27 protein-coding genes are annotated in these 22638 nt (G+C 42.7%); 9 read left to right on the top strand and 18 right to left on the bottom strand.

What is annotated here, in order from left to right:
- Nucleotides 1-164: 164 nt before the first annotated feature.
- Nucleotides 165-1181 carry a tRNA (adenosine(37)-N6)-threonylcarbamoyltransferase complex transferase subunit TsaD gene (gene tsaD, locus FTV34_RS11755; protein ID WP_004782431.1) on the bottom strand — a complete coding sequence of 339 codons (1017 nt, stop codon included), beginning with the start codon at nucleotides 1179-1181 and terminating at the stop codon, nucleotides 165-167.
- A gap of 146 nt (nucleotides 1182-1327) precedes the next feature.
- Here tsaD and rpsU point away from each other — a divergent pair, with 146 nt between their 5' ends.
- On the top strand, nucleotides 1328-1543 hold the full coding sequence (gene rpsU / locus FTV34_RS11750) for a 30S ribosomal protein S21 (RefSeq protein WP_001136722.1): 216 nt from the start codon (nucleotides 1328-1330) through the stop codon (nucleotides 1541-1543).
- A 33-nt stretch (nucleotides 1544-1576) separates the two neighbouring features.
- On the top strand, nucleotides 1577-2023 hold the full coding sequence (locus FTV34_RS11745) for a GatB/YqeY domain-containing protein (RefSeq protein ID WP_004782432.1): 447 nt from the start codon (nucleotides 1577-1579) through the stop codon (nucleotides 2021-2023).
- Nucleotides 2024-2103: 80 nt separating this feature from the next.
- On the opposite strand, the gene FTV34_RS11740 is transcribed toward FTV34_RS11745, so the two are convergent.
- From FTV34_RS11740 to FTV34_RS11680, 13 genes are all read right to left on the bottom strand, one after another.
- Nucleotides 2104-2463 (bottom strand): hypothetical protein, encoded by a 360-nt coding sequence (locus FTV34_RS11740; protein WP_004782434.1) that lies wholly within the window; start codon nucleotides 2461-2463, stop codon nucleotides 2104-2106.
- A gap of 101 nt (nucleotides 2464-2564) precedes the next feature.
- Nucleotides 2565-4007 (bottom strand): M48 family metalloprotease, encoded by a 1443-nt coding sequence (locus FTV34_RS11735; RefSeq protein WP_180070278.1) that lies wholly within the window; start codon nucleotides 4005-4007, stop codon nucleotides 2565-2567.
- Nucleotides 4008-4092: 85 nt separating this feature from the next.
- Complete coding sequence (locus FTV34_RS11730) at nucleotides 4093-5073, bottom strand: D-glycerate dehydrogenase (RefSeq protein WP_180070276.1); 981 nt, start codon at nucleotides 5071-5073, stop codon at nucleotides 4093-4095.
- A 22-nt stretch (nucleotides 5074-5095) separates the two neighbouring features.
- Nucleotides 5096-5743 carry a hypothetical protein gene (locus tag FTV34_RS11725; RefSeq protein ID WP_180070274.1) on the bottom strand — a complete coding sequence of 216 codons (648 nt, stop codon included), beginning with the start codon at nucleotides 5741-5743 and terminating at the stop codon, nucleotides 5096-5098.
- Between the two features lie 209 nt (nucleotides 5744-5952).
- Nucleotides 5953-7842 carry a M48 family metalloprotease gene (locus FTV34_RS11720; protein ID WP_180053547.1) on the bottom strand — a complete coding sequence of 630 codons (1890 nt, stop codon included), beginning with the start codon at nucleotides 7840-7842 and terminating at the stop codon, nucleotides 5953-5955.
- 91 nt (nucleotides 7843-7933) lie between these two features.
- A complete protein-coding gene (gene purF, locus FTV34_RS11715) occupies nucleotides 7934-9469 on the bottom strand; it encodes an amidophosphoribosyltransferase (protein WP_004782444.1) in 1536 nt (511 codons plus the stop codon).
- A 24-nt stretch (nucleotides 9470-9493) separates the two neighbouring features.
- Entirely contained in the window at nucleotides 9494-10075 is a 582-nt protein-coding gene (locus tag FTV34_RS11710) for a CvpA family protein (RefSeq protein ID WP_180070272.1), read from the bottom strand.
- Nucleotides 10076-10080: 5 nt separating this feature from the next.
- Nucleotides 10081-11082 (bottom strand): quinone-dependent dihydroorotate dehydrogenase, encoded by a 1002-nt coding sequence (locus FTV34_RS11705; protein ID WP_005235085.1) that lies wholly within the window; start codon nucleotides 11080-11082, stop codon nucleotides 10081-10083.
- Nucleotides 11083-11172: 90 nt separating this feature from the next.
- Complete coding sequence (gene gspM, locus FTV34_RS11700) at nucleotides 11173-11652, bottom strand: type II secretion system protein GspM (RefSeq protein WP_004782448.1); 480 nt, start codon at nucleotides 11650-11652, stop codon at nucleotides 11173-11175.
- Complete coding sequence (gene gspL / locus FTV34_RS11695) at nucleotides 11652-12794, bottom strand: type II secretion system protein GspL (RefSeq protein ID WP_166138419.1); 1143 nt, start codon at nucleotides 12792-12794, stop codon at nucleotides 11652-11654. The genes gspM and gspL overlap by 1 nt, the downstream gene beginning before the upstream one ends.
- Nucleotides 12795-12823: 29 nt before the next feature.
- Nucleotides 12824-13279 (bottom strand): histidine phosphatase family protein, encoded by a 456-nt coding sequence (locus FTV34_RS11690; RefSeq protein WP_159123892.1) that lies wholly within the window; start codon nucleotides 13277-13279, stop codon nucleotides 12824-12826.
- 72 nt (nucleotides 13280-13351) lie between these two features.
- Entirely contained in the window at nucleotides 13352-14425 is a 1074-nt protein-coding gene (locus FTV34_RS11685; protein WP_034704062.1) for an NAD(P)H-dependent glycerol-3-phosphate dehydrogenase, read from the bottom strand.
- A 33-nt stretch (nucleotides 14426-14458) separates the two neighbouring features.
- Nucleotides 14459-15037, bottom strand: coding sequence for a nitroreductase family protein (locus FTV34_RS11680; protein WP_034169994.1), 579 nt, complete (start codon nucleotides 15035-15037; stop codon nucleotides 14459-14461).
- A gap of 265 nt (nucleotides 15038-15302) precedes the next feature.
- On the opposite strand from FTV34_RS11680, the gene FTV34_RS11675 reads away from it, so the two are divergent.
- The gene (locus tag FTV34_RS11675) at nucleotides 15303-15680 is read left to right on the top strand and encodes a hypothetical protein (RefSeq protein ID WP_034170065.1); all 378 of its coding nucleotides are present in this window, start codon (nucleotides 15303-15305) and stop codon (nucleotides 15678-15680) included.
- A 60-nt stretch (nucleotides 15681-15740) separates the two neighbouring features.
- Here the strand turns inward: FTV34_RS11675 and rhlB are convergent, their stop codons facing one another.
- Entirely contained in the window at nucleotides 15741-16892 is a 1152-nt protein-coding gene (gene rhlB, locus FTV34_RS11670) for an ATP-dependent RNA helicase RhlB (protein ID WP_004782458.1), read from the bottom strand.
- Nucleotides 16893-16988: 96 nt separating this feature from the next.
- Nucleotides 16989-17204: a cold-shock protein gene (locus FTV34_RS11665; protein ID WP_004782461.1), complete on the bottom strand. Its 216-nt coding sequence runs from the start codon at nucleotides 17202-17204 to the stop codon at nucleotides 16989-16991.
- Between the two features lie 381 nt (nucleotides 17205-17585).
- Between FTV34_RS11665 and FTV34_RS11660 the strand changes: the two genes are divergently transcribed.
- The 6 genes from FTV34_RS11660 (at nucleotide 17586) to FTV34_RS11635 (ending at nucleotide 21549) form a co-directional block, all read left to right on the top strand.
- Nucleotides 17586-17819, top strand: a complete 234-nt coding sequence (locus FTV34_RS11660) for a sulfurtransferase TusA family protein (RefSeq protein WP_180070270.1) — start codon at nucleotides 17586-17588, stop codon at nucleotides 17817-17819.
- A gap of 141 nt (nucleotides 17820-17960) precedes the next feature.
- The gene (gene rpoH / locus FTV34_RS11655) at nucleotides 17961-18830 is read left to right on the top strand and encodes an RNA polymerase sigma factor RpoH (protein ID WP_004782464.1); all 870 of its coding nucleotides are present in this window, start codon (nucleotides 17961-17963) and stop codon (nucleotides 18828-18830) included.
- A 137-nt stretch (nucleotides 18831-18967) separates the two neighbouring features.
- The gene (locus tag FTV34_RS11650) at nucleotides 18968-19333 is read left to right on the top strand and encodes a DUF423 domain-containing protein (RefSeq protein ID WP_004782466.1); all 366 of its coding nucleotides are present in this window, start codon (nucleotides 18968-18970) and stop codon (nucleotides 19331-19333) included.
- A 39-nt stretch (nucleotides 19334-19372) separates the two neighbouring features.
- Nucleotides 19373-19570, top strand: a complete 198-nt coding sequence (thiS, locus tag FTV34_RS11645) for a sulfur carrier protein ThiS (protein ID WP_005235073.1) — start codon at nucleotides 19373-19375, stop codon at nucleotides 19568-19570.
- A gap of 17 nt (nucleotides 19571-19587) precedes the next feature.
- Nucleotides 19588-20370 carry a thiazole synthase gene (locus FTV34_RS11640; RefSeq protein ID WP_104426272.1) on the top strand — a complete coding sequence of 261 codons (783 nt, stop codon included), beginning with the start codon at nucleotides 19588-19590 and terminating at the stop codon, nucleotides 20368-20370.
- 453 nt (nucleotides 20371-20823) lie between these two features.
- Complete coding sequence (locus tag FTV34_RS11635; protein ID WP_180070268.1) at nucleotides 20824-21549, top strand: hypothetical protein; 726 nt, start codon at nucleotides 20824-20826, stop codon at nucleotides 21547-21549.
- 40 nt (nucleotides 21550-21589) lie between these two features.
- On the opposite strand, the gene FTV34_RS11630 is transcribed toward FTV34_RS11635, so the two are convergent.
- Nucleotides 21590-21901 carry a putative quinol monooxygenase gene (locus tag FTV34_RS11630; protein ID WP_180070266.1) on the bottom strand — a complete coding sequence of 104 codons (312 nt, stop codon included), beginning with the start codon at nucleotides 21899-21901 and terminating at the stop codon, nucleotides 21590-21592.
- A gap of 15 nt (nucleotides 21902-21916) precedes the next feature.
- On the bottom strand, nucleotides 21917-22498 hold the full coding sequence (locus FTV34_RS11625) for an NAD(P)H-dependent oxidoreductase (protein ID WP_180070264.1): 582 nt from the start codon (nucleotides 22496-22498) through the stop codon (nucleotides 21917-21919).
- Nucleotides 22499-22638: the final 140 nt, after the last annotated feature.

Genomic DNA, 22638 nt, shown 5'->3' with positions numbered 1-22638 from the left:
GAATAATTCAAGTGAATTTGTTTGAAAGAAGAACTTTAAAAGCTTTATTTTCACCCGATAAAATACCCATAAAACAAGAGGAAGCTCAAATGAGCTTCCTCTTGTGAAAAATTGTGGGACAGCAATGGGCTTAACGCCCCTTTTCTTCATCCTGAATCTTTAAATCAAGCTTCGGCTGGATTCGTCAATTCTGTCATTGGCCAACGTGGAGTTGTGGTCACAGCCAAACCATCTTGCTGTCCGGCTTTTAGACGTTGATAACCCGCAAAGGCAATCATCGCACCATTATCGGTACACAGCGCAGGTTCTGCATAGTACACGGTGGCTTTGATTTTCGCCAAGTCTGCTTCCAGGCGTTCACGTAAACGCTTGTTGGCACTTACACCACCAGCAATCACCAGACGTTTTAAGCCAGTCTGTTTCAATGCCTTCACTGATTTTTTAACAAGTGTATCGACAATGGCTTCCTGGAAGCTCGCAGCGATATCTGCATCACGTCTTTCTTCACCGAGTTTCTTCATTTGAACAGAAACTGCAGTTTTTAAACCACTGAATGAAAACTCCAAACCTTGATGCAGCATTGGACGTGGGAAAGCAAAGGCGTTCGGGTCGCCCTGCTCAGCTAGTCTGGAAATATTCGGGCCGCCCGGATATGGCAGACCCATCATTTTCGCAACTTTATCAAATGCTTCACCCGCCGCATCATCAATCGATTCACCGAGTAATTCATATTGTCCAATACCATAAGCGGCCATGAGCTGTGAGTGACCACCAGACACCAGTAATGCCACAAATGGAAATTCCGGTGGCGTTTTAGAAAGTAATGGTGCCAGCATATGACCTTCCATATGGTGCACACCAATTGCCGGTTTATTTAAGGCAAAGGCCAAAGTCCGACCAAACAGTGCGCCAGTCATTAACGCGCCCATCAGGCCCGGACCACGGGTATAGGCCACCGCATCAATTTCTGATTTTTTGATGCCACTTTGTTCAAGCAGTTCATTCAGTAAGGGAATGAGTTTACGCACATGGTCGCGCGAAGCCAGTTCTGGTACGACGCCGCCATATTCAGCATGCAGTTTAATCTGGCTGTACAGCACCTGTCCGCGCAAACCCAACTCGCTGTCATACAGCGCAAGTCCTGTTTCATCACACGACGTTTCCAAGCCTAAAACGATCATTAAACTGCCTATAACCTGTATCAAATCTATTGCAGCAACTATTATAGACTTGTGATATGAGATGTAAATGAGTAAAATACTGACCTTCACTTGTGATCGAGGGCAATTCGGCCCTGATCTTATCCATAACTTAATGAGGATTCTTCATGCCACAAGTTAAATTGAAAGAAGGCGAACCAGTAGACGTAGCTATCCGTCGTTTCAAACGTTCATGCGAAAAAGCAGGTGTTCTTGCTGACGTTCGTAAACGTGAATTCTACGAAAAACCAACTCAAGAACGTAAACGTAAAAAAGCTGCTGCTGTTAAACGCTACCAAAAGAAATTGGCGCGTGAATCAGTACGTACTACTCGCCTTTACTAAGATTAATTTGTGATTGACTGCTTGGAATAAATAATGACTACTTTAAAAAACCAGATTACTGACGTATTGAAAGCCACCATGCGTGCCAAAGATATGTCAAAGTTGACGGTCATTCGTAGTCTGCAAGCAGCAATTAAGCAAATCGAAGTCGATGAGCGTAAAGAACTTGACGATGCTCAAGTTCTTGCGGTCATTGAAAAGCAAATTAAACAACGTAAAGAATCGATCAAAGCCTTTGAAGGCGCTGGTCGAGATGATTTAGCTAGTAAGGAACAAGCCGAAGTTGAGGTTCTCTCTCAATTTCTACCAGAAGCTATGACTGAGGAAGAACTTGATTCCCTGATTGCGCAAATAATTGAAGCGCAACAAGCTACTAGCATGAAAGATATGGGTAAGGTGATGAATTCTCTGCGTCCGCTCATAGCCGGGCGCGCCGATCCTGCACAAGTTTCAGCAAAAATTAAAGCAAAACTTGCTTAATTCCCCCATTCTATTTCAAATCTAAATCTGCGTTGAACTGCCTCCATTCCGGACAGTTCTCAGCATTTTCTTATTTATTCTTACTGTAAATTACAATCCACATTATAACGTTTCAGCAACTGCATCTCTTTTGAAGATTTTACCTGCAGTATGACATCCTGCTTGCCTACATTTTGATACTGACGATCCAGATAAGCCCGGTTCTGGTCTGCCGCTTTATATAAACGATCCACATAGCGCTGCACAATCGCGCAAAACTGCTGATTCTGCGATGCGCTAAAACCCTGCTGCTGTGGATTTAAACCTTTTAAAAACTGGCGTGATTCTTTTTGATAATCAGCATTAATCTGCTCAACGGACTGTACGTATTCTGCTGCACTAGCCGCCAATACATTACCGCCGTACCCCAATATCAATAAACCCAATAATATTTTTTTCATAAAATAATTAAAATAGACAACTTAGCTTTGCCCGGATTGTAGCGTGATTTAGTGAACTTCGGCTATATCTACTGAAGCTAAAAATCATTAGAAAAATAGACTTAAATTTTAAACTGTCGCGTTTGCTGCATCTGTTTTAAACGCTGGCCAATCGTTGCCGATAAAGACTGATTGCCTTTGCTGATGCGTTGAGCATGTATTAAGGACTTAATCGCAGTTTCTTCATAGCCTGACCAGTACTCCACTTCAGCCCGATAACGCAAGACATTCGCGGCTTTTATCGATGAATCAGGTGCTGCATTCGCTGCCAGTTGCATTAATCTCCAGCCACTAACATCACGGGTATTGCTATTTAAAAAGCGCTGCACAATCGTTCTGGCCTGATCAGGCTGTTTAGCACGAATCAGGGTTTCAGCATATTTATAATTTAAAGCACGGTTTTCCGGCATGATCCGTGCGGCTGAACTAATGCTTTTTAGCGCATTATCCAGCTGATTTTGCCCCAGATAAATATCAGTCTGAAATAACACCTGCAAAGGATGCATTTTATTGTGCTTTTTGGCTTGATCCAGTGCGGTTTGTGCCGCCTGAAAATCTCCCTGTTGAAGCTGATAAGCCGTTAAAACCAGCTGACCAGGAAAATCATTACGTTGCACCATTAAGTTGAGCTGTTGTTCAGTAGTCTGACGTGACAGTACCCGTGTATACCATTTAATGATTTCAAAATCCTGATCATTTAAATTACGCTTAACCGCAGGCAACTGATTGGCACGCAAACGCGCTTCACTCATACGCTCAGTAGTTAAAGGATGCGTCAGCCAGAAATCTGGCATAAAGCTTAAACGGCTAGTGGACCGATGCATCACTTCAAAGAAATCCGCCATACTGTGCGGACTATAGCCGGCAGCATACATATATTGCATCCCGATCCGGTCCGCCTCACGTTCCTGATTACGGCTATAAGTCAATTGCTGATCCAGTAGTGCTGCTTGAGAACCCATCATCACTGCTGCACCTGCATCACCATCTGCCTGTGAAGCGACTAATGCCCCCACCAGAATCCCTGCTAAGGCTAATAACCCTTGTCCTTTAAAGGTTTCTTGCGAACGACTGTAATGACGTTGTGTAACATGTGCAATTTCATGTGCCATCACCCCTGCCACTTCGTCTGTATTCCGGGCTGAATTAATCAGGCCAGCATTTAAAGCAAATAATCCGCCGGGTACTGCAAAAGCATTAATTTGCGGATCATTGATTACCATTAACCCAATCGGCTGCTGTAATTTGGTCTGACTGAGAATTTGAGAGAATATGGAAAGTAACTGATCTTCAAGCCATGGATTCTGAATCACAGGCATTTGTTTCTGGACTTGACGATAGACCTTCTCACCGATCATTTGTTCTTTTTGCTGATCGATCAATCCGACGCCCGCACCAATATCCGGTACAGAAAATTGTGCAGCAGGCTGATTAAAATAATCATTATCACTATGTCCTGCTGCTGCACACAGACCTAACCCGCACGCCAATACCAAACGTTTCAATGAAAAATCTCTAAAATTCAGTTTCAACCTGTCTCGAATATAGCATCGAAAAATGAGCATAGATGCAGGAAAATGTTATTTAATATTACTTAGATGAACCAATTACTTGAGGATTCACCACATAGCGTGGCACCCGCCCTTCAAGTGCATCGACCAGATTCTGATAAGCCAGCTCAGCCATTTTTCGACGCGTCGCCACTGTGGCCGAACCGACATGGGGCAAGGTAATGACATTATCCAGCTCAAATAATTCTGATTCTTTTAAAGGCTCTTTCTCATAGACATCCAGACCCGCAGCAAAGATTTGGTTGGCTTTTAAGGCTTCGATCAAAGCCTGCTCATCAATCACAGGCCCACGGGAGATATTTACCAGCACCGCATGTGGCTGCATCTGTGCCAGTTGTTCTGCTCCAATCAGTGCTTTTGATTCAGCATTTAAATCCACGGTAACCACCACGAAATCTGAACGCTGCAAAAGCTCATTCAGAGAACAATACTGTGCACTGAGCCCTTGAGCCAATTCCGGTTTTTCATGGCGATTATGGTACAAGATATTCATATTGAAACCGTAAAATCCACGGCGTGCAACTGCTGCCCCAATATGCCCTAGCCCGATTATCCCCAGCGTTTTTCCGAAAATATCCATACCAAACTGTGCTTCACGTGTCGTGCGGTGCCATTGTCCCTGTTTGGTCCAGTGATCCAGATAAGCCACTTTGCGTGCAGCTGCCATTAACAGCGTAAATCCCAGATCTGCCGTGGTTTCAGTCAGGACATGGGGGGTATTGGTCAGATAGATATTTTTTTCATTCAGATAATCAACTTCATAGTTGTCATACCCTACACTGACACTAGAAATGATTTTAAGTCGGGTTGCTAGTGCCAGATTATCGCGATTGAGCAGTCGGCCTGCCCCAATCATGCCATCGGCATCGCGCACATGTTCCAGCAACTGTTCATGTACATTGCCCAGTTTCGGCTGTAAAGTTACTACATTAAAATTTTGTTCGAGTTTTTTCTGGACATCCTGATCGATCTGGCTAAATACAATCACTTTTTGTTTCATATGTCCCTATTCCACATCAATATTATTCTGAGTTCGCTGGCCTGTTTTGCATAAATTGCCATAAGCGTTTTTTAAGTATGGGCTGATCCAGCATTTCCTGTAAAGATGCCAGTTGAATCATTTTATTATGTGTCACATGCGGAATAGAGCCAAGGGAAATGATATTTTTTTCCAGGCTCATCATGTCCAGAAAACCCTGAATATAAGATTCAACACCCCGGCCATCTTGCAGATTCACCCAAGGAAATGGCCAGTTCAGTTCATAAAATTCACTTTGCAGAGCACGCTGGATATTGGTCCATAAATGCTGGGTTTGCTCGGTCATTTCTGTGGCATCGATGACAATCGTGCAATGTTCCAAGCTTAAAGCCTGCAAGTTGAATGGCGGAATATGCAGAATTTCCCGCTGTTCCTGAATTGTTGCAACAACTACTGGCGCTTCACTTTTAGCTTCAGCTTTTGCTTCAACTGTAACAGGCTCAGGCGCAATTAAAGGAGCTTTTGCTACCGGAGCAATCTGAGTCGGTTGTGGCAGGATGATTTCGCTATGTAATTCTGCTGGGGCCTGATCACGCCAGATCGAAACCTGATGCTGCTGACATACGTCGCCCTTGGGAATCCAGATATCGATTCCTAATGTTGCCAGTATGTCACGCTGATGCCCAATCATCTTTTCTTCATCACCTATTTCAGGTTGAACATTTTAACGGGATTCGCTTTTCTTTGCCGAACTATTTCCAAGCTTTTCACTCTCTATCTTGAGTCATTTTAACTCAGAATAGAAATCAATTTATAAGATTACTTTTTTCTACTGCAAGTTTGTTTATAGATCAGTTCTGGAAAGACTCGACTTAAATACATTATATTAATTTAAAAATACTAGATAATCATCAAGCTGTTTTTCTTGAGCATTTGCTGGGTAATTTCATTGGATTCAAAGCCCAAGCGCCAGTATAAGAGCTCCATCACATCCAGTTCATCCTGGGTCATGATCCGGTCGCTCCACAGGCAAACCTCTGCAATTCCTAACATGCTCAAACGATCACGCAATAACAATCCGGCAATATCATTTAAAATCTCGGCCAAATCAATCGGCTCATCTGAGATTTCACTATACAGCTCAAGTTCTCGTGGGCTAAGAATACGATTTAAAATCTTTTCCCTAACCTCCAGCTGATTATCACTATTAATCTGCTGCACATGCAGCAAGGCATCAATCAGACGTACAATCTGTGGTTTGACCTCATCTAAAGACGTCGGTGTATGCATCGGCAACAGATTCAGCTCATACTTCACCCGCTCTAGCAATAAGGCATCCAGCAAACCGATTTCACCATCTTCCTGAATAATCCTTGCTAGCTTCATTAAAAACTGTCGCGCTACCGTAGTAGGCATTCCACCAATATTTTTACAGGCTTGCTGGAAAATCGAGATATGTACCCGTCCATCTAGATTTAATAATGAATCAATAATCGCACGACTGACTTCAGCTTCAGTTGGAATAAACTCACGATATTGCCGGATCATCAAAATCGCGACCATCACTTCACGCGAGCCGGTCGAGGTTTGCAAAGCACGTTCAATCAGCTCCGGACGCGGCATATTGGCACGTAGTTCAGGATTCAATGGCTTGATGGCATCCTTGATTGCAAAGCTGATTGGAGACAAACGCAATAAAGGCAAAGGCTGTGGGGATTCCCAGACTGCTGTGCTTTCAGGCACGACATCTTCGAGTGAACGAAACAGGCTAAACAAAGGCTGGTTTTTTAGTTTCTTCAGATTTTCAAGCTGTAGATCCTGAATCAAGGCAGGATTTAATTCATAAATACGCTGATTAATATTCGGATGAATATTTAGCCAGTTCTGTGGACTTAAGGAATTGGCAAAACACATATGTGAAATGGATTCGGCATATTCACTATAAATCTGTGATCCTGAATGATGCACATGAATGCGCAATAAAGTCTGAATATTGGCATCATTCTGAATCAGGCGTCGGGTTTTCTGGTCATTTTTATAAGTACGTCCGCCCAATGAAATATATTTAATAAAACGCGTGATCAAAATACCCAAGCTGCCAATCAACCAGATGACTGCTCCGATTGAGACATAGAAGGTTTCAAACTTGTTTTCGCGAGGCACATCATTGCGATAAAAGCCTAACTTCGCAATCTTGCTGCCCCATTGGCTAAAAGTGGTCAGACTGCTATATAGAATTTTCAGGCGAGTATTTTCAGCTGTTTCACCAGATAGAATCTTGTTAAATTCATGACTGAGCAAGCCATAAAGTTCAATTTCATCAAGGGTTTGTAATGCACCCCAAGTCAGAATAATAGCAGTATCACGTGGACTAAAACCCGCTGTTAACGCATTGACCCCGACTTCATTGGGCAACACATACATGGCTGGCGGTTCAATCAGGAACGTATCTGCCAGTTGAGTATTGATCCGTAGTGCAGCACTTTCTTCCGGAATACTTTCCATTTGGTTCAGTCGACGCGCGCCCATTTGCTGGGCTAAAGAATAGCCGCCGGCACGGAATGTATAAAACTCATAGATGACCGAAATAATCATCAAAAATAAAACTAGCGCAACCAGATAAGGACTAAGAACATGCCACCATATGGACTGGCTAGGATCAGCATAGAAAACAAACAGGCCAACCACTGTATTGATAATCAGAACTGTTAATAGTATCGCAATCAGACAAAAGCTGGCTAGCAATAGCATATTCTTGTTTTTGACCAAAGCATATCCTACGCTTTTCAATCTACCACCCTAACTGATCTGGTCTTTCCTTGGGCTCATCATAAAACAAAAAAGCGGGAAATTCCCGCTTTTTCATCATGATTTTAATTGCTTAGACTTCGCGTACACCGGTCAGATCAACTGATGCTGCATCAATATTCACATCAATAAAATTGTCGCCTTTTTTGGCGCCATCACTGCGTTTTTGCTCTAATTGATCGAGGTATTCAGCATTGATTCCACCTGCGACATACACACCATCAAATACAGAACAGTCAAATTCACGCAAATGAGGAACTTTTTTGGTACGTACTGCATCTTTCAGGTCTTCCAGATCTTGGAAAATCAGACGGTCAGCACCAATAATTTCACGGATTTCTTCTACACTACGTTCAGAAGCGATTAGTTCAGATTTCGCCGGCATATCAATACCGTATACGTTTGGATATTTCACCATAGGTGCCGCAGAAGCGAAGAATACTTTTTTCGCACCCGCATCACGTGCCATCTGAATAATTTCATTACAAGTCGTGCCACGCACAATCGAGTCATCGACTAGTAGAACGTTTTTGCCCTGGAACTCGAGCTCAACCGGGTTCAGTTTTTGACGTACTGATTTTTTACGCAGTTGCTGACCTGGCATGATGAAGGTACGGCCGATATAACGGTTTTTCATGAAACCTTCACGGAATTTCACGCCTAGCATATTAGCCAGTTCAAGTGCAGAAGTACGTGAAGTATCCGGAATTGGAATCACCACGTCGATGTCGTGCTCATCGCCCCACTCGCGCAGAATTTTTTGTGCCAGCTTCTCACCCATTTTCAGACGGGCTTTATACACAGAGATCCCATCAATGGTTGCATCTGGACGAGCAAAGTACACATATTCAAAAATACATGGACGGTATTCTGGATTTGCTGCACATTGCTGGGTAAAGAAATTACCGTCAGAATCAATGAAAACCGCTTCACCCGGTTCGATATCACGCTCAACCTTAAAGCCTAGCGCAGTAATCGCTACAGATTCAGAAGCAATGATATATTCCATACCATTTTCTGTTTCGCGCGAACCATAAATTAATGGACGGATACCGTTTGGATCACGGAAGCCTACCAGACCTTGACCAGTAATCATCGCAACAACAGCATAACCACCTTTGCAACGTTCATGTACACGCGTCACAGCCTGGAAAATATCTTCAGATGTTGGTACCAGCTTGCCACGTTTTTGTAATTCGTGCGCCAGTACGTTTAGTAGCACTTCTGAATCTGAATCAGTATTCATGTGACGCAGGTCAGTTTTGAACAGGTCATCATGAATTTCTTCAGCATTGGTCAGGTTACCATTATGCGCCAGTGTAATCCCATAAGGTGAGTTTACGTAGAATGGTTGCGCTTCGGCACTGCTCGAAGTACCCGCCGTTGGGTAACGCACATGACCAATACCATAATTACCCTGTAAAGCACGCATATGACGGGTATGGAATACATCACGGACCATACCGACATCTTTACGCAGGAACAGGCGGCCTTCCTGACAAGTCACAATCCCAGCTGCATCTTGTCCACGATGTTGTAACATCGTTAATGCATCAAACAACATTTGGTTAACAGGTGATTTACCAGCTATACCAACTACTCCACACATAGCAACCTCGCAGACAAGCTAGGATTAATAAAAAGGATTATTCGTTGACGCATCTGAACTCTTGGCCTTGGATACCGGTTCAGATGAGGAATCTAAAGGTTTCTGTGCCCCTTCAGACTTGATATGTTGCAGGGCGCCATTTGCGGCTTCTTTGGAGAGCTCTGTTGCCCAAGGCGCATATGGCAATAAAACCTGTATAAATTTGGACTGCTTCCAGTGCGGCGAACTTTCAACCCAAGGGCCAATACCTTGCATAGTAATCAGAACAATCAGCAAACCTTTCAGGCTGCCGAAAACACCGCCCGCAAGACGATTCAGCGGACCAAGTTTCAGGGTTTTTAAAATGCGGTTGAGCAGAAAGGTAACAATCCAGGTGAGTACCACAATCATCAGAACGATAAAGGCAAAGGCTGCAATCTTCTGTACCACTGGATCTGTACTAAGAGCAACCATTGAGGGCGCAAGTAGTGTTGAATATTTCGCCGCAATAATCAAGGCAAAAATCCATCCCACTAAGTTCGCAAAGGCTTTAATAAATCCTTGGCGCAAACCGTTGAGCCCTCCAATGAGCAAGATAATCAGTAGAAAGATATCAATGGCATTCATAGGATTTAAAGCGCGGCTACACAGTCTTTAACCAGTTCCGGCCCAGTATATATGAGGCCACTATAGACTTGTACAAGGCTTGCACCAGCTTTTTTCTTGGCCAGTGCATCCGCACCTGAAAGAATACCACCCACACCAATCAATGGAATTTGTCCCTTTAATTCCTCTGCAAATGCAGCCAGACATGCCGTGCTTTTCTCAAAGACTGGCGCGCCTGATAAACCGCCCGCTTCTTCTGCATGCTCCAGACCTTCCACACCTTCACGTGACAATGTGGTATTGGTCACGATCAGACCATCAATCTTGTATTGCAATAACTGCTTGGCAATAAAGGCAATATCTTCAGCTTCAAGATCCGGTGCAACTTTTAATACCAGAGGAACGTAATGCTGATGTTCCTGAGCCAGTTCCAGCTGACGATTCTTCAGCGTTTCCAGCAATTCAGTCAGTGCATCGCCACTTTGTAAACTGCGCAGGTTCTTGGTATTTGGAGAAGAAATATTAACGGTGATATAGGAAGCATAATTATAGACTTTTTCTAAACAAATAAGGTAATCATCTACTGCTTTTTCTACAGGAGTATCAGCGTTTTTACCGATATTGATTCCCAGCACACCTTTAAATTTTGCAGCCTTAACGTTTTCAATCAGTTTATCCACGCCATCATTATTAAAGCCCATACGGTTAATAATCGCTTTGGCTTTCGGAAGACGGAATAAACGTGGATGAGGATTACCAGGTTGCGGGCGTGGAGTAATAGTACCAATTTCAATAAAACCAAAGCCTTGACTGGCCAAGGCATCAATATAGGCACCATTTTTATCTAACCCTGCTGCAAGACCGACCGGATTAGGAAATTCGATTCCCATACAGGTCACAGGTTTCACAGCAACATTTTGACGCATCATGCCCATTTTATGGGATGATTTTAATAGTGATAGTGTCAGCTCATGTGCACGCTCTGGTGCTAAAGAAAACAACAAAGGGCGGGCTAGAGAATACAACATATCTAGAAAAGTCTACTGCTTTTTAAGTCGGCATATTATAGGCATAGGCTGACAAAAAAACCATGCTTTGCAAATCTTTATTTTTACCAGTTATTGCACAGTCGCTGTTAATTTAATCTGCCCTGCTTCATTATTTAGTTCCATTTTCTCGATACTTAGCCCCATTTGTGCCAACTGTGTCAGGAAGTTGGCCAGCACAGAATAATTTTCATGAGACAGCATCAACTGAATTTTTCCATCCATTTGCTGTGATGCGACCGACAGCCCTTGTTGCTGAGCAATACGCTGCACTTTTTCTGCTGCATCTAATTGCAAGTCTCCTGCCGGCTTCATAGTAACAGCATTGCTTTGCATCCAGACCAGCGTATCTTTTAGATCATTTAAACGTTTCTGCTGGGTATCTGCTGCCTGATGCATTGCCCAGAGTGCACTCGCAACAGCGGTCACCAGCACAAAGATTGTGGTAAAGATTACCAGAATGCGTTCACGTGCTGACAAACGATCCAGATAATCGGTCAGTTTTTCAATTTGCAGATCCATGCGGTTCTGTAAGGTTTCAATAGCTTTCATTATTGTATTTTCACCAGTCCTACGGCGCCTGTTCCATTCGCCTGTATATTCCCCAATTCTACTTTAAAGCCCTGCTGCCCCAGTTGCTTGGTCAAAGTATTTAAACTTTCAGATGAATTGGACTGTAACTGCAGACTCAATCCAGACGGATCATAATTGACACGCTGTGCCACAATCTGGTTTTGCATCAACACCGGCCCGACTCGGCTAATGAGCTGCAAAGCCTGAGTATCCGCAGTCTGACTTTGACGAAGCTGGGCTTCAAACTGACTTTTAATATTCTGCTCAGTGACCGGATAATTTTGTCCGAACCAATATTTAAACTGGTCAATCGCCTGCATCGCAGTGGTATTGGCGACTTTTTTATATTGATACCAGCGCACCGCATCATAAGTAAACTGTAGTACTAAAATCCCAAGAAAAACCGCCGCACAGGCTTTCCAGTAACCGGAAACAGTATGATCCGATTTACCCTTTGGCAGGATATTAAATGGATGCTGTTTCGGTTTTTTCAGCATTGGCAACGTATATTGGAACGAGTTTAATTGTTCACGTGTTGCTACCGCTTCTAAACTGCTCATTTGTTCAGGGCTGAGATTGCTGACCTGATATTCCAGATCTTTAGACTGAAAATCCAGATAAAGGCTCAGATCATCCACTGACTGGCCGATATATTCAGCTTCACGTACCAGCAAATGCCCACCAATTTGTGCAATAACGCGCTGCTGCGCATGTTCAGGCACTGGCAAAACCAGAAAGTCTGGCAATAACGCAGCGAGTTTAACAGGAATCAAATTCAGGGCATGCTGCAAAGTTTCAACTGTAGAATTTGCAATCCCCAGAATACTGATCTGGTCAGGCTGCTGAAAATGATGCAGCACTTTCATGGTATCGACAGGCAGTACTACATATTCTTCTAACAGATATTTAATGCCATCATTGCCCATTTTTTTATATTGGCTCTTTGGCAAAGTCTGCTGCAAAATTTGCACATGACGACTTGGAAAAAAGACCGTCGCCTCTTCACCATGATAAGCCTGAATATCCTGAATCAGCTGCTCAAGTGTTGCAGCAGTGTTCCAGAACTCCCCCTTTGACCATTGCCAAACCCCATTGGCTTCCGGCATCCATAAATACAACATCGATTGTGTTCTACCATTTTAATTGGTTTTTATACTGTTGGAATAAAGCTTTTAACTTGTGTTGATAAGCCTGGTGCAATCACGGCCTGATCATAAATACGTGCTTCTGATAAATGAAACGGGTGGAAAGACTCAGTCACGAGAATGGAGGCAATATGCGCCACAACATTCATATGACAAACCACCGCAATGGACTCATACGGCAACTGCGATAACCATTCAACTGCAACTTTAGCATCATCATCAGGCTTGATGGTATTACAGATCACCACGGGTACATCTTTAAAATAGTGCTGTAAATGCGCCAGAGTTTCCTGCGCACGCAATAAAGGACTGACCACAAACACTTCCGGTTTAATGATGTCCTTTAAATACTGCGCTGTCTGTTCCGCCTGTTGATGCCCGCGTTCCGTTAGGGGACGTTTGCTATCATTCCCACTCACTGGTGGCGCGGCTTCGCCATGTCGCACTAAAGTCAGTTGCATCTTATTCCCTATTTATTTTGTCGCTACGGTCATCAGTCAGCATTATAATCATCGCTCTTCCTGTGTTATAGATCAGACTTGATGATGTGGCAAGACAAATTCCACATCACTGCGATGACCATTTTTCATCAAAGATAAAGCGATCGTCAGCGGCGGCGCTCCTTCAAAGATCACTTCATACAAGGCAGTTGTAATCGGCATATAAACATCCAGCTCTTCTGAACGCGCTTTTACCTGCACAATGGTGTTGATCCCTTCCGCAGTTTGACCCAGTTCAGTCGTCGCCTGCTCTAAGGTTTTACCCTTACCTAATGCATAACCAACCTGATAGTTACGACTCAGCGGACTGTTACAAGTGGCAAATAGATCACCTACACCAGAAAGCCCCAAGAAAGTTAGCGGATTTGCACCCAGCTTGACTGCAAATCGGCTCATTTCAGCTAGCGCACGAGTTAGAATCATACTTTTGGTATTTTCACCGACATTATAGGCAGCCGCCATTCCCATCGCGACCGCATAAATATTTTTCAATGCGCCACCCAGTTCTACGCCATGCACATCATCACTGGCAAAGACACGGAATAATGCACTATGGAGTGCCTGTTGCACTGCATAACGTACCAGTTCAGATTCACTGGCAATCACCGTACCTGCCGGCTGACCTGCGACAATTTCTTTGGCCAGGTTTGGACCAGACAGCACACCATAAGGCACTTCCGGTAGTTCTTCACGAATGATGTCACTCATAAAGCTGAAGGTATTGGCTTCAATCCCTTTTGTCAGGGAAATCACCGCTTGAGAGGTTATAAAGGGCTTGATCTGCTGCAACACATCACGAAAAGAATGACTTGGAATCGCGACTAGAATAATATCGCGATCACGAACAGCCTTCTCCAGATCGGACACAGCAAGCAGATTTTCTTCCAGCTTAAAATCCGGTAGATAGCGTTTATTGATATGTGTTGCATTAATATCTTCAGCTACTTCCGGATCACGAATCCAGATCATGGTATCGCAGCCATTTCGAACCGCGGTATTGGCCATTGCAGTACCAAAACTACCACCGCCTAAAACTGTAATTCTTAAAGCCGTATTCTGGTTGACCACTACCGGTTCAATCAAATCGGTAAAATTTAATTCTGACATCTTGTTTTCTAATATCCTGTGTCTTGAAATGCCTTAGTTTTGATTCCAATAACTTACATAATTCTGGGTCTGGATTTCAGCACGTGGTGCAATCGCTTTTGCCGCCGTACCGATATAGATAATGCCAGAAACCAGATCATCCTTACCAATGCCGAGCGACTGCTTGAAAAATTTTGATTCTACTACTGCGCCACTACGCCACATAGTTGAAAAACCTTGAGCCTGCAAAGACAGCAAGAAGTTTTGAATAGCGGCACCTGAACTCAAAATCTGCTCAAAATGTGGCACTTTCGGATGATCCTGCAAACGGGTTAATGCCAGTACCAGCAAAGGTGCACGAAAAGGATGATTCTTGACCCGTTCAATCTGAGCTGATTCAGTTTGACCCAGATCTATCAGTGCTTGCGATAACAGTTCACCAAATGCTTCACGTTGCGCATCCGGGATGATCACAAAAGTGGTAGGTTTTAACCGGTGATGATCCGGTGCTGTCAAAGCAGCTTTAAATGCCATTTCTAACTGTTCTGCATTCGGCGCAGGTGCCAGCAAATGTCCTATTGATTGACGTTGGTGAATATTTTGATGAACGATGTCGACCACAGATTCCGTCATTGCTTTATAGATCTATAACTTAAAAACTACGGTCAAGATTAGCATATTCCACTAGTAATACTCTAGAAACTTGCAAATACCTCTACCTTGAAAATATTTAAGGAAGATTACAATATTTTCTATGGAATCAATAAAAGGTCTCTTTCATTCACTTTTCTCTCATAGAGCAACATCAAAAATTGCCAAACTTATACAACAGCTCCTAATTCTGTGCTTTTTACTGTGTTTCAATATTCCCAGTTCTGTTTTCAAGCGAGATTTTATGATGAAAAAAACAATTGCGATCAGCGGATTAGCAGCTTCAGCTCTCCTTTTAACTGCCTGTGCATCTAACCCGACTTCAGTGGCGGTTCAAAAGGAAAATAATCAGTTTGAAGTAACAGGATTAGGTAAAAACCAGTTAACCTCTAAAAATAATGCAGTGAATGCCGCCAGCAAAACCTGTGGCTCCAAAGCAACTGCGATTATTCTGGATGAAAAAACTTCTTATGATGGTGCACTAAAAGGTGTAGTCGATGAACAGACCGGACAAATGATTCAGGCTGCTGCGACTGTATTAGGCAATATTGCCGGCACCAACACCGGATTGAACCAGAATGATGATTATCAGACTGTTTTAACGTTCCGCTGTGAAGCAAAATAAGCTTCAACATGTGCAGTAATAAAAAACCGCTCTTGAAGAGCGGTTTTTTTGCAGTTTAGATTAGCAATAGCCTTCTAAACGGGTCAGCGGTAATTTCTGTCCAATCGCTTTTTCAATCTCTGGCAAATAGAACGCATCATCTTCCGCCAGGAAACTGATACTTACACCACGCGTTCCCGCACGACCGGTACGACCAATACGGTGTACGTAATCATCGGACTGTTCAGGTAAAGTGAAGTTAATCACATGAGATACGCCATCCACATGAATACCACGACCGGCAACGTCTGTCGCAATCATGATGTTATGTTTACCATTTTTGAACTGGTCTAACATTTTTAAGCGTTTGTCTTGGGCAATTTCACCTGACAGCATTACCACCTTATAACCATCACGTTTTAAATGATCATATAGCTTACGTACCTGATCACGACGGTTAGCGAAAATCATGACCTTTTCAATCGGCTCATCACGCAGAATGTCTTGCAGCAACTTATATTTGTCTGCTTTCGCCACCATATACACACGCTGTTCTACGTCGGCATTGGTTTTTTTCTCTGGCTCAATTTCGACAGTGACCGGTTCAAATAACCATTGCTGTGCCAGATTCAAGACATCATAGCTAAAAGTTGCAGAGAACATCAGCGTCTGACGCTGCTCTTTGCGTGGCGAGAAACGCACAATACGTTTTACTGATGGAATAAAACCCATATCCAGTAGACGGTCAGCTTCATCAATCACCAGGAATTCAATCTGGTCTAGCCAGACTTCTTTTTGCTCGACAAAATCAATCAGACGCCCTGGAGTAGCAACCATGATATCCACTGGCGCTTTATCCAATTGAGCTTTCTGCTTGTCAAAATCTACACCACCTAGAAGTGTTACGACACTCAGGTCAGTAAACTTGGTCAGCTCATGCGCGTCGCTTTCGATTTGCAGGGCAAGTTCACGTGTTGGTGCCAGAATCAGTGCACGCGGTTCACCACGATAACGCTGTTCTTTTACCGGATTATTCAGCAAGTCATTAATCACGCTAATCAGGAATGCGGCTGTTTTACCCGTACCCGTTTGTGCACGACCAATAGCATCATGTCCTGCCAAGGTGAATTTTAAAACCTTCTGCTGAATCGGCGTCATGGAAGTAAAGCCTAAAGCATCAATTGCCTTTTTCAGTTGGGGATGTAAATTTAAGGTTTCAAAACCAGATGACATAAAGCGCTGCTCTAATTTGATAATCACTAAGATGGAATAGTATAAACAAAAAACGCCCCAATTTATATTGGGGCGTTTATTAGCTTAATCCGAAGATTAGTCTAATGGTTGAACTTCTTCAGCTTGGAAGCCTTTTTGGCCTTTAACTACACTGAATTCAACACGTTGGCCGTCACGAAGTGAACGGTGGCCTTCGCCTTGGATTGCACGGAAATGAACGAATACGTCATCACCGCCGTTGCGTTGAATAAAGCCGAAGCCTTTAGTGTCGTTGAACCATTTAACTACGCCTTGTTCACGAGCAGCTGTCATAAGTTAATCCTCATTGATACTAAAAAAAGGACCACCCGGTGTTGCAAACAGCAGAGCAAACAAGTTTGAAAATATTATTTTTAAGCTTGTAATCATTCTGTAAAACTATTAACAAAATCCCGGTTACATCCATTGTGTATAGGGCGAAAAACAATCAATTTGTTTATCTGAAATCCTAAATACGCAACGAGCTTAACATGGGTTTATGACAATTAATAGATATTTTTTAGCTTTGTTCCTTTTGATTTAGTTATTTTTTTCACAATATATATCAGAAAAATTATATATATTATTTCATGTAACTTTTTAGCTAAATAGTTGGGTTTTGGCATCCTATTTGCTAATATTTATAGCCTTTTTTGCGATATGAATAAAACGGAAATGAGTGATAACCACGGTCAAGCGCATATTATTGATGCCATGGGTAAACCCTGTCCGATGCCGCTCCTGATGTTAAAGCGTGCATTAAAAGCAGATCAGGGCAAAACATTCTTGTTAAAGTCATCAGATCCATATAGTCAAACTGATGTTACACGGTATTGCCAAATGCATCAGTTAAAATGCGAATCTCAACAGATTTCTACGACCGAGTATCACTACCTGATTGAATCTTAAAAATTTTCAATTAAACTGGATGCTCTCCATACTCGTATAAAAGTTTACATTTCTCTACCCAAATATCCATTATTTGAGGAGAGTTTGGATTAAGATAAAACCTAGTTAAGGGTTAAATCCCCCGCACTTCAAGGAGAACACATGAGTGACAGCCGCAATCAATTGATGCCCCTGTCATTATCGGCGCCAGGTGTCAATCTTGGTGCTTATATTAGCACTGTCAATCAAATTCCTATTTTAACGGCCGAACAAGAAAAAGAGTTGGCTGAACGCTATTACTACGACCAGGACTTGGACGCAGCAAAAATGCTGGTCATGTCTCATTTGCGTTTCGTGGTACATATTGCACGTAGTTATGCAGGTTATGGCCTGCCTCAAGGTGACCTGATTCAGGAAGGCAACCTTGGCCTGATGAAAGCCGTTAAGCGTTTTGACCCTAGTATGGGCGTACGTCTGGTGTCATTTGCGGTGCACTGGATCAAAGCTGAAATTCATGAATATGTAATTCGTAACTGGCGTATTGTCAAAATTGCGACCACTAAAGCGCAGCGTAAACTGTTCTTCAATTTACGTAGTCTGAAAAAGTCTTCTAAAAAGTTAACGCTTGAAGAAGCTCAGTCGATTGCCAATGACCTGAATGTAACACCAGAACAGGTGTTGGAAATGGAAGGCCGATTGACGGCTTATGATGCAGCATTTGAAGCATCAGGTGACGATGATGACGAAAATTCAACTCACGTTGCTCCAGCATTATATCTGGAAGACAACCGTTATGACCCGGCACGTCTGATTGAAAATGAAGACTATGAGGAACAAAGCACCTCTGCCCTGCATGAAGCGATGGAACAGCTAGATGACCGTTCTCGCAATATCTTGCAGCGTCGCTGGCTGGATGATGAAAAGTCAACCTTGCATGAACTGGCAGCTGAATATAATGTTTCCGCCGAACGTATCCGTCAGCTTGAAAAGAATGCAATGGAAAAAATCAAAGTGGCAATGTCTTCAAACTGACGTGTTGAATTAATAAGCTACTAATCTTAAGAAAAAGCCTTCATATATGAAGGCTTTTTTTGTCTTTTAATGCCGTGTTTCAGCCTTGGCTTTTATGCTAAGGTTAAGCGCAAACTTTATTGGGAAGATCAATTCAAATGTGGATTGCGATTTCAGCACTTAATCTTGCGCTTGCAGTCATGCTCGGCGCATTTGGTGCCCATGGTTTAAAGACTCGAGCGACTGAAGCACAGTTGACCTGGTGGCAAACGGCCACAGATTATTTCTTCTACCATGCTCTTGGCTTACTTATTCTAGCAGTGATCAGCCGTGTGATTCCTGAATTACCAATTAAATGGAGTTTTCTCCTAATTCAGGCGGGGATTTTCCTGTTCTGTGGCTCACTCTATGTCATGGCACTGGGTCTGCCGCGCGGTTTAGGTGCAATTACGCCAATTGGTGGTGCCTTAATGATTGCTGGCTGGTTAATTCTGGCCTGGAATGCCGTAAAATACCTCAAATAGGTCTGATGCTTTAATCAATAATCATGGAGGGTTGCCAAGATGCTGGTATATATCAATGGCGAACAACAAGAAACTCAATGCAAGAACCTGCTGGAACTGGTTCAAAGTCTGGCGCTTGAGGGTAAACGCTTTGCAGTTGAGGTCAATGAAATGATTATTTCTAAAAGCAGATTGGGTGAAACGCCCATTTGCGAAGCGGACAAAATAGAAATTATTCACGCAGTCGGTGGCGGCTAATAACACTTGGAACAATTATGCAAGATTTATTACAGATCGGTTCACGCCAATTCCAGTCTCGTCTTTTAGTAGGCACAGGCAAATATAAAGATTTAAATGAAACAGATCAGGCCATTCAGGCCAGTGGTGCAGAAATTGTAACGGTTGCTATTCGCCGGGTAAATATTGGTCAGCATCCAGACCAACCGAACCTGCTTTCAGTGGTTCCGCCAGAAAAATACACCATTTTACCAAATACTGCGGGCTGTTTTGATGCCAATAGCGCAATACGCACCTGTATGCTGGCACGTGAACTGCTGGATGGTCATAACCTGGTAAAACTGGAAGTACTGGGCGATGAAAAGACTCTTTATCCAAATATTACCGAAACTTTGAAAGCAGCGCGTACCCTGATTGATGACGGTTTTGAAATCATGGTCTATACCTCAGATGATCCGATCGTGGCACAAGAACTTGAAAGTATGGGCTGCGTAGCAATCATGCCTTTGGGTAGCCTGATCGGTTCTGGTCTGGGGATTCTGAATCCACACACGATTTCGATTATTAAAGAAAATGCCAAAGTGCCTGTGCTGGTTGATGCGGGTGTCGGTACAGCCAGTGATGCAGCGATTGCCATGGAACTGGGCTGTGACGGCGTACTAATGAATACGGCGATTGCAGCAGCACAAAATCCGGTGTTAATGGCCTCTGCGATGCGTAAAGCGGTTGAAGCTGGTCGTGAAGCATTCCTTGCCGGCCGTATGCCATGCAAACGCATGGCCAATGCCAGCTCACCTGAAACCGGTTATTTCTTTAAATAATAATCGAGGCTAGAGGCCCAAAAAATTATTTAAATCATGTCGATCTGTTCAGGAGTTTCCAGCAAACTCCTGGACTTTTAAATCTTTATGACTCTGATTACATTTTAAGATTAAGATGAGATCCCTTTCATAAATCAGACAATGGTCGTTCATTAGTATTAAAGTTCCTTCCTTCTCTCTTCAGGATGGGGAGCATGCTCCACGAGAGGATGAGGGGATTTCTTAAAAACCTCTCCTATAAGGAGAGGGAGTTTCCTTGATCATTTTCTAGTAACTTAGATTCTCAAATGAAGAACTCAAAATATTTTTAATTGATGAGAAAGACACATTGCAGCTCATCACAAACCCGTCTCATATGATTTTTAAAAGAGTCCTCTCACCTTCTTTTGATAAACTAACTTATTATCTAACTTCGAACATTTATAAAAATATAATTAAAAGGAATTTAAACCGATGCTTTATCAGATCAAACTGCCTTTCCTATTTAGCACCCTGCTGTGTATAGCATTTACACAAAATGCATGTGCAAAACCTCAGACAGATAGTTCTTCCAAATCAAGCTATCAATCTTTTATTCCGAAAAACTGGAAAGTTCTAGAAAAAGCGCAAGGCGATTTAAATCAGGACGGTCAAGCGGATATTGCTCTGATTATTGAAGATACTAATCCCGAAAACTTTGTTGCAAATGCAGGTGTAGGTAATCATGTTCTGAATACCAACAAACGAAAACTTTTGATTTTATTCAAGCAGGCAAATGGTTATCAGCTTGCAGCTAGCAATACTACTTTGCCAACCGAAGGTGATTTAGAGTCGCCTTGCCTCACTGATCCACTTGGTGAATCCGAAGCCTTAAGCATTCAAAAAGGTGTACTTCGGGTTCATTTACACTACTGGCTAAGCTGTGGTTCATGGTATGTCACCAATTATACTTATACCTTTCGATACCAAGATAATGCTTTTAAATTGATTGGCTATGATGTAGATGATTTTCACCGTGCCTCGGGTGAGAGTACAGCACGAAGCATTAACTTTTTAACAGGCAAGCTAAAAACTACAACAGATGAAAATGAATTTTCAGAACAGACGCAACTTGCCAAAGTTCAATGGTCCACCTTAAAACACCGCTACGCACTGAAACTTGAACAGGTTCAATTTAATCAGCCACAAGAGTTCGAATAAAATTAAATATTACAAACTCTTTCAAACTGAGAATTACAGCTTAAAGTGCTTCTAAAATCCGAATCTTTACACTCGCAACCGCACCTTGAGTGGCTTTAGCATGTTGCTGCATATTTACACTATGCATGTGGGTTTCCAGATGCTGAATACTTTCCCATTTTTCAAACATCATGATTGAAAAAGGCACTTTGGTCTGTAATCGGCTCTCAATCTCTGGATGATCAATATAAACATCATAAAGATGACAGCCTGGCTCTTGTAATACCTGTGCGCGGATGTTGTTAAATGAATCCAGCACTGTTTTCATACCTTGTTCCGAATGACAAATGATTTCAGCAATAACGGTTAGCATGGTCATATCTCCTGGTTAAGCAAAAATTTGAATTAAATGTTCACGATACTGTGTAATATACGCTTCAACTTCAGGGGCTTTAATTACATCATTCACAATAAATGTCGGTAAAGCCTGCATCCCCAAGAATTGGTTGGCTTTATGAAAAGGTAGGTAAACGCCATCTACACCCACGCCATGAAAAAACTGCTCGGTATCCGTAAACGCATCCATCGGTGCATTCCAGGTAAGAGATAACATATAGTTTTTATCGTGAATCAGGCCACCTGAGCCATATTTTTTTGAAGCATCTGAACGTGAGCGACCATCATTTGCATACAGGTTGCCATGCCCTTCGGTAAAAACATCATCAATATACTTTTTCACTGGCCACGGCGCACCCATCCACCAGCCTGGCATTTGGTAAATGACCGTATCTGCCCAAAGGTATTTTTCTACTTCTGCTTTTGCATTATATTCACTATCAGCACGAGTCACCTGAACCTGATGCCCCAGTCCAGACAATACTTCTTGTGCCAGTTCGGCCAAAGTATCATTTAACTGACCATTTGAATGGGCAAAAGCTTTTGCGCCATTAATTAATAAAATATTTTTCATGGAAAGAACCTGAAACCAAAAATTTATGCAGGCACTATATAGACTCTGCTTATTACTAAAAAGCAGTGATTTTGCAATTCATTATTGACTAAATATCAATAATCACTTTGGAAGCAATAAAAAAAGCGCCTTATGGCGCT

It is taken from the genome of Acinetobacter sp. YH16038 (assembly GCF_013417275.1).
GTDB lineage: Bacteria > Pseudomonadota > Gammaproteobacteria > Pseudomonadales > Moraxellaceae > Acinetobacter.
Note: the sequence above shows the minus strand (reverse complement) of the source record. Positions and strands in the feature narration are given on the sequence as shown.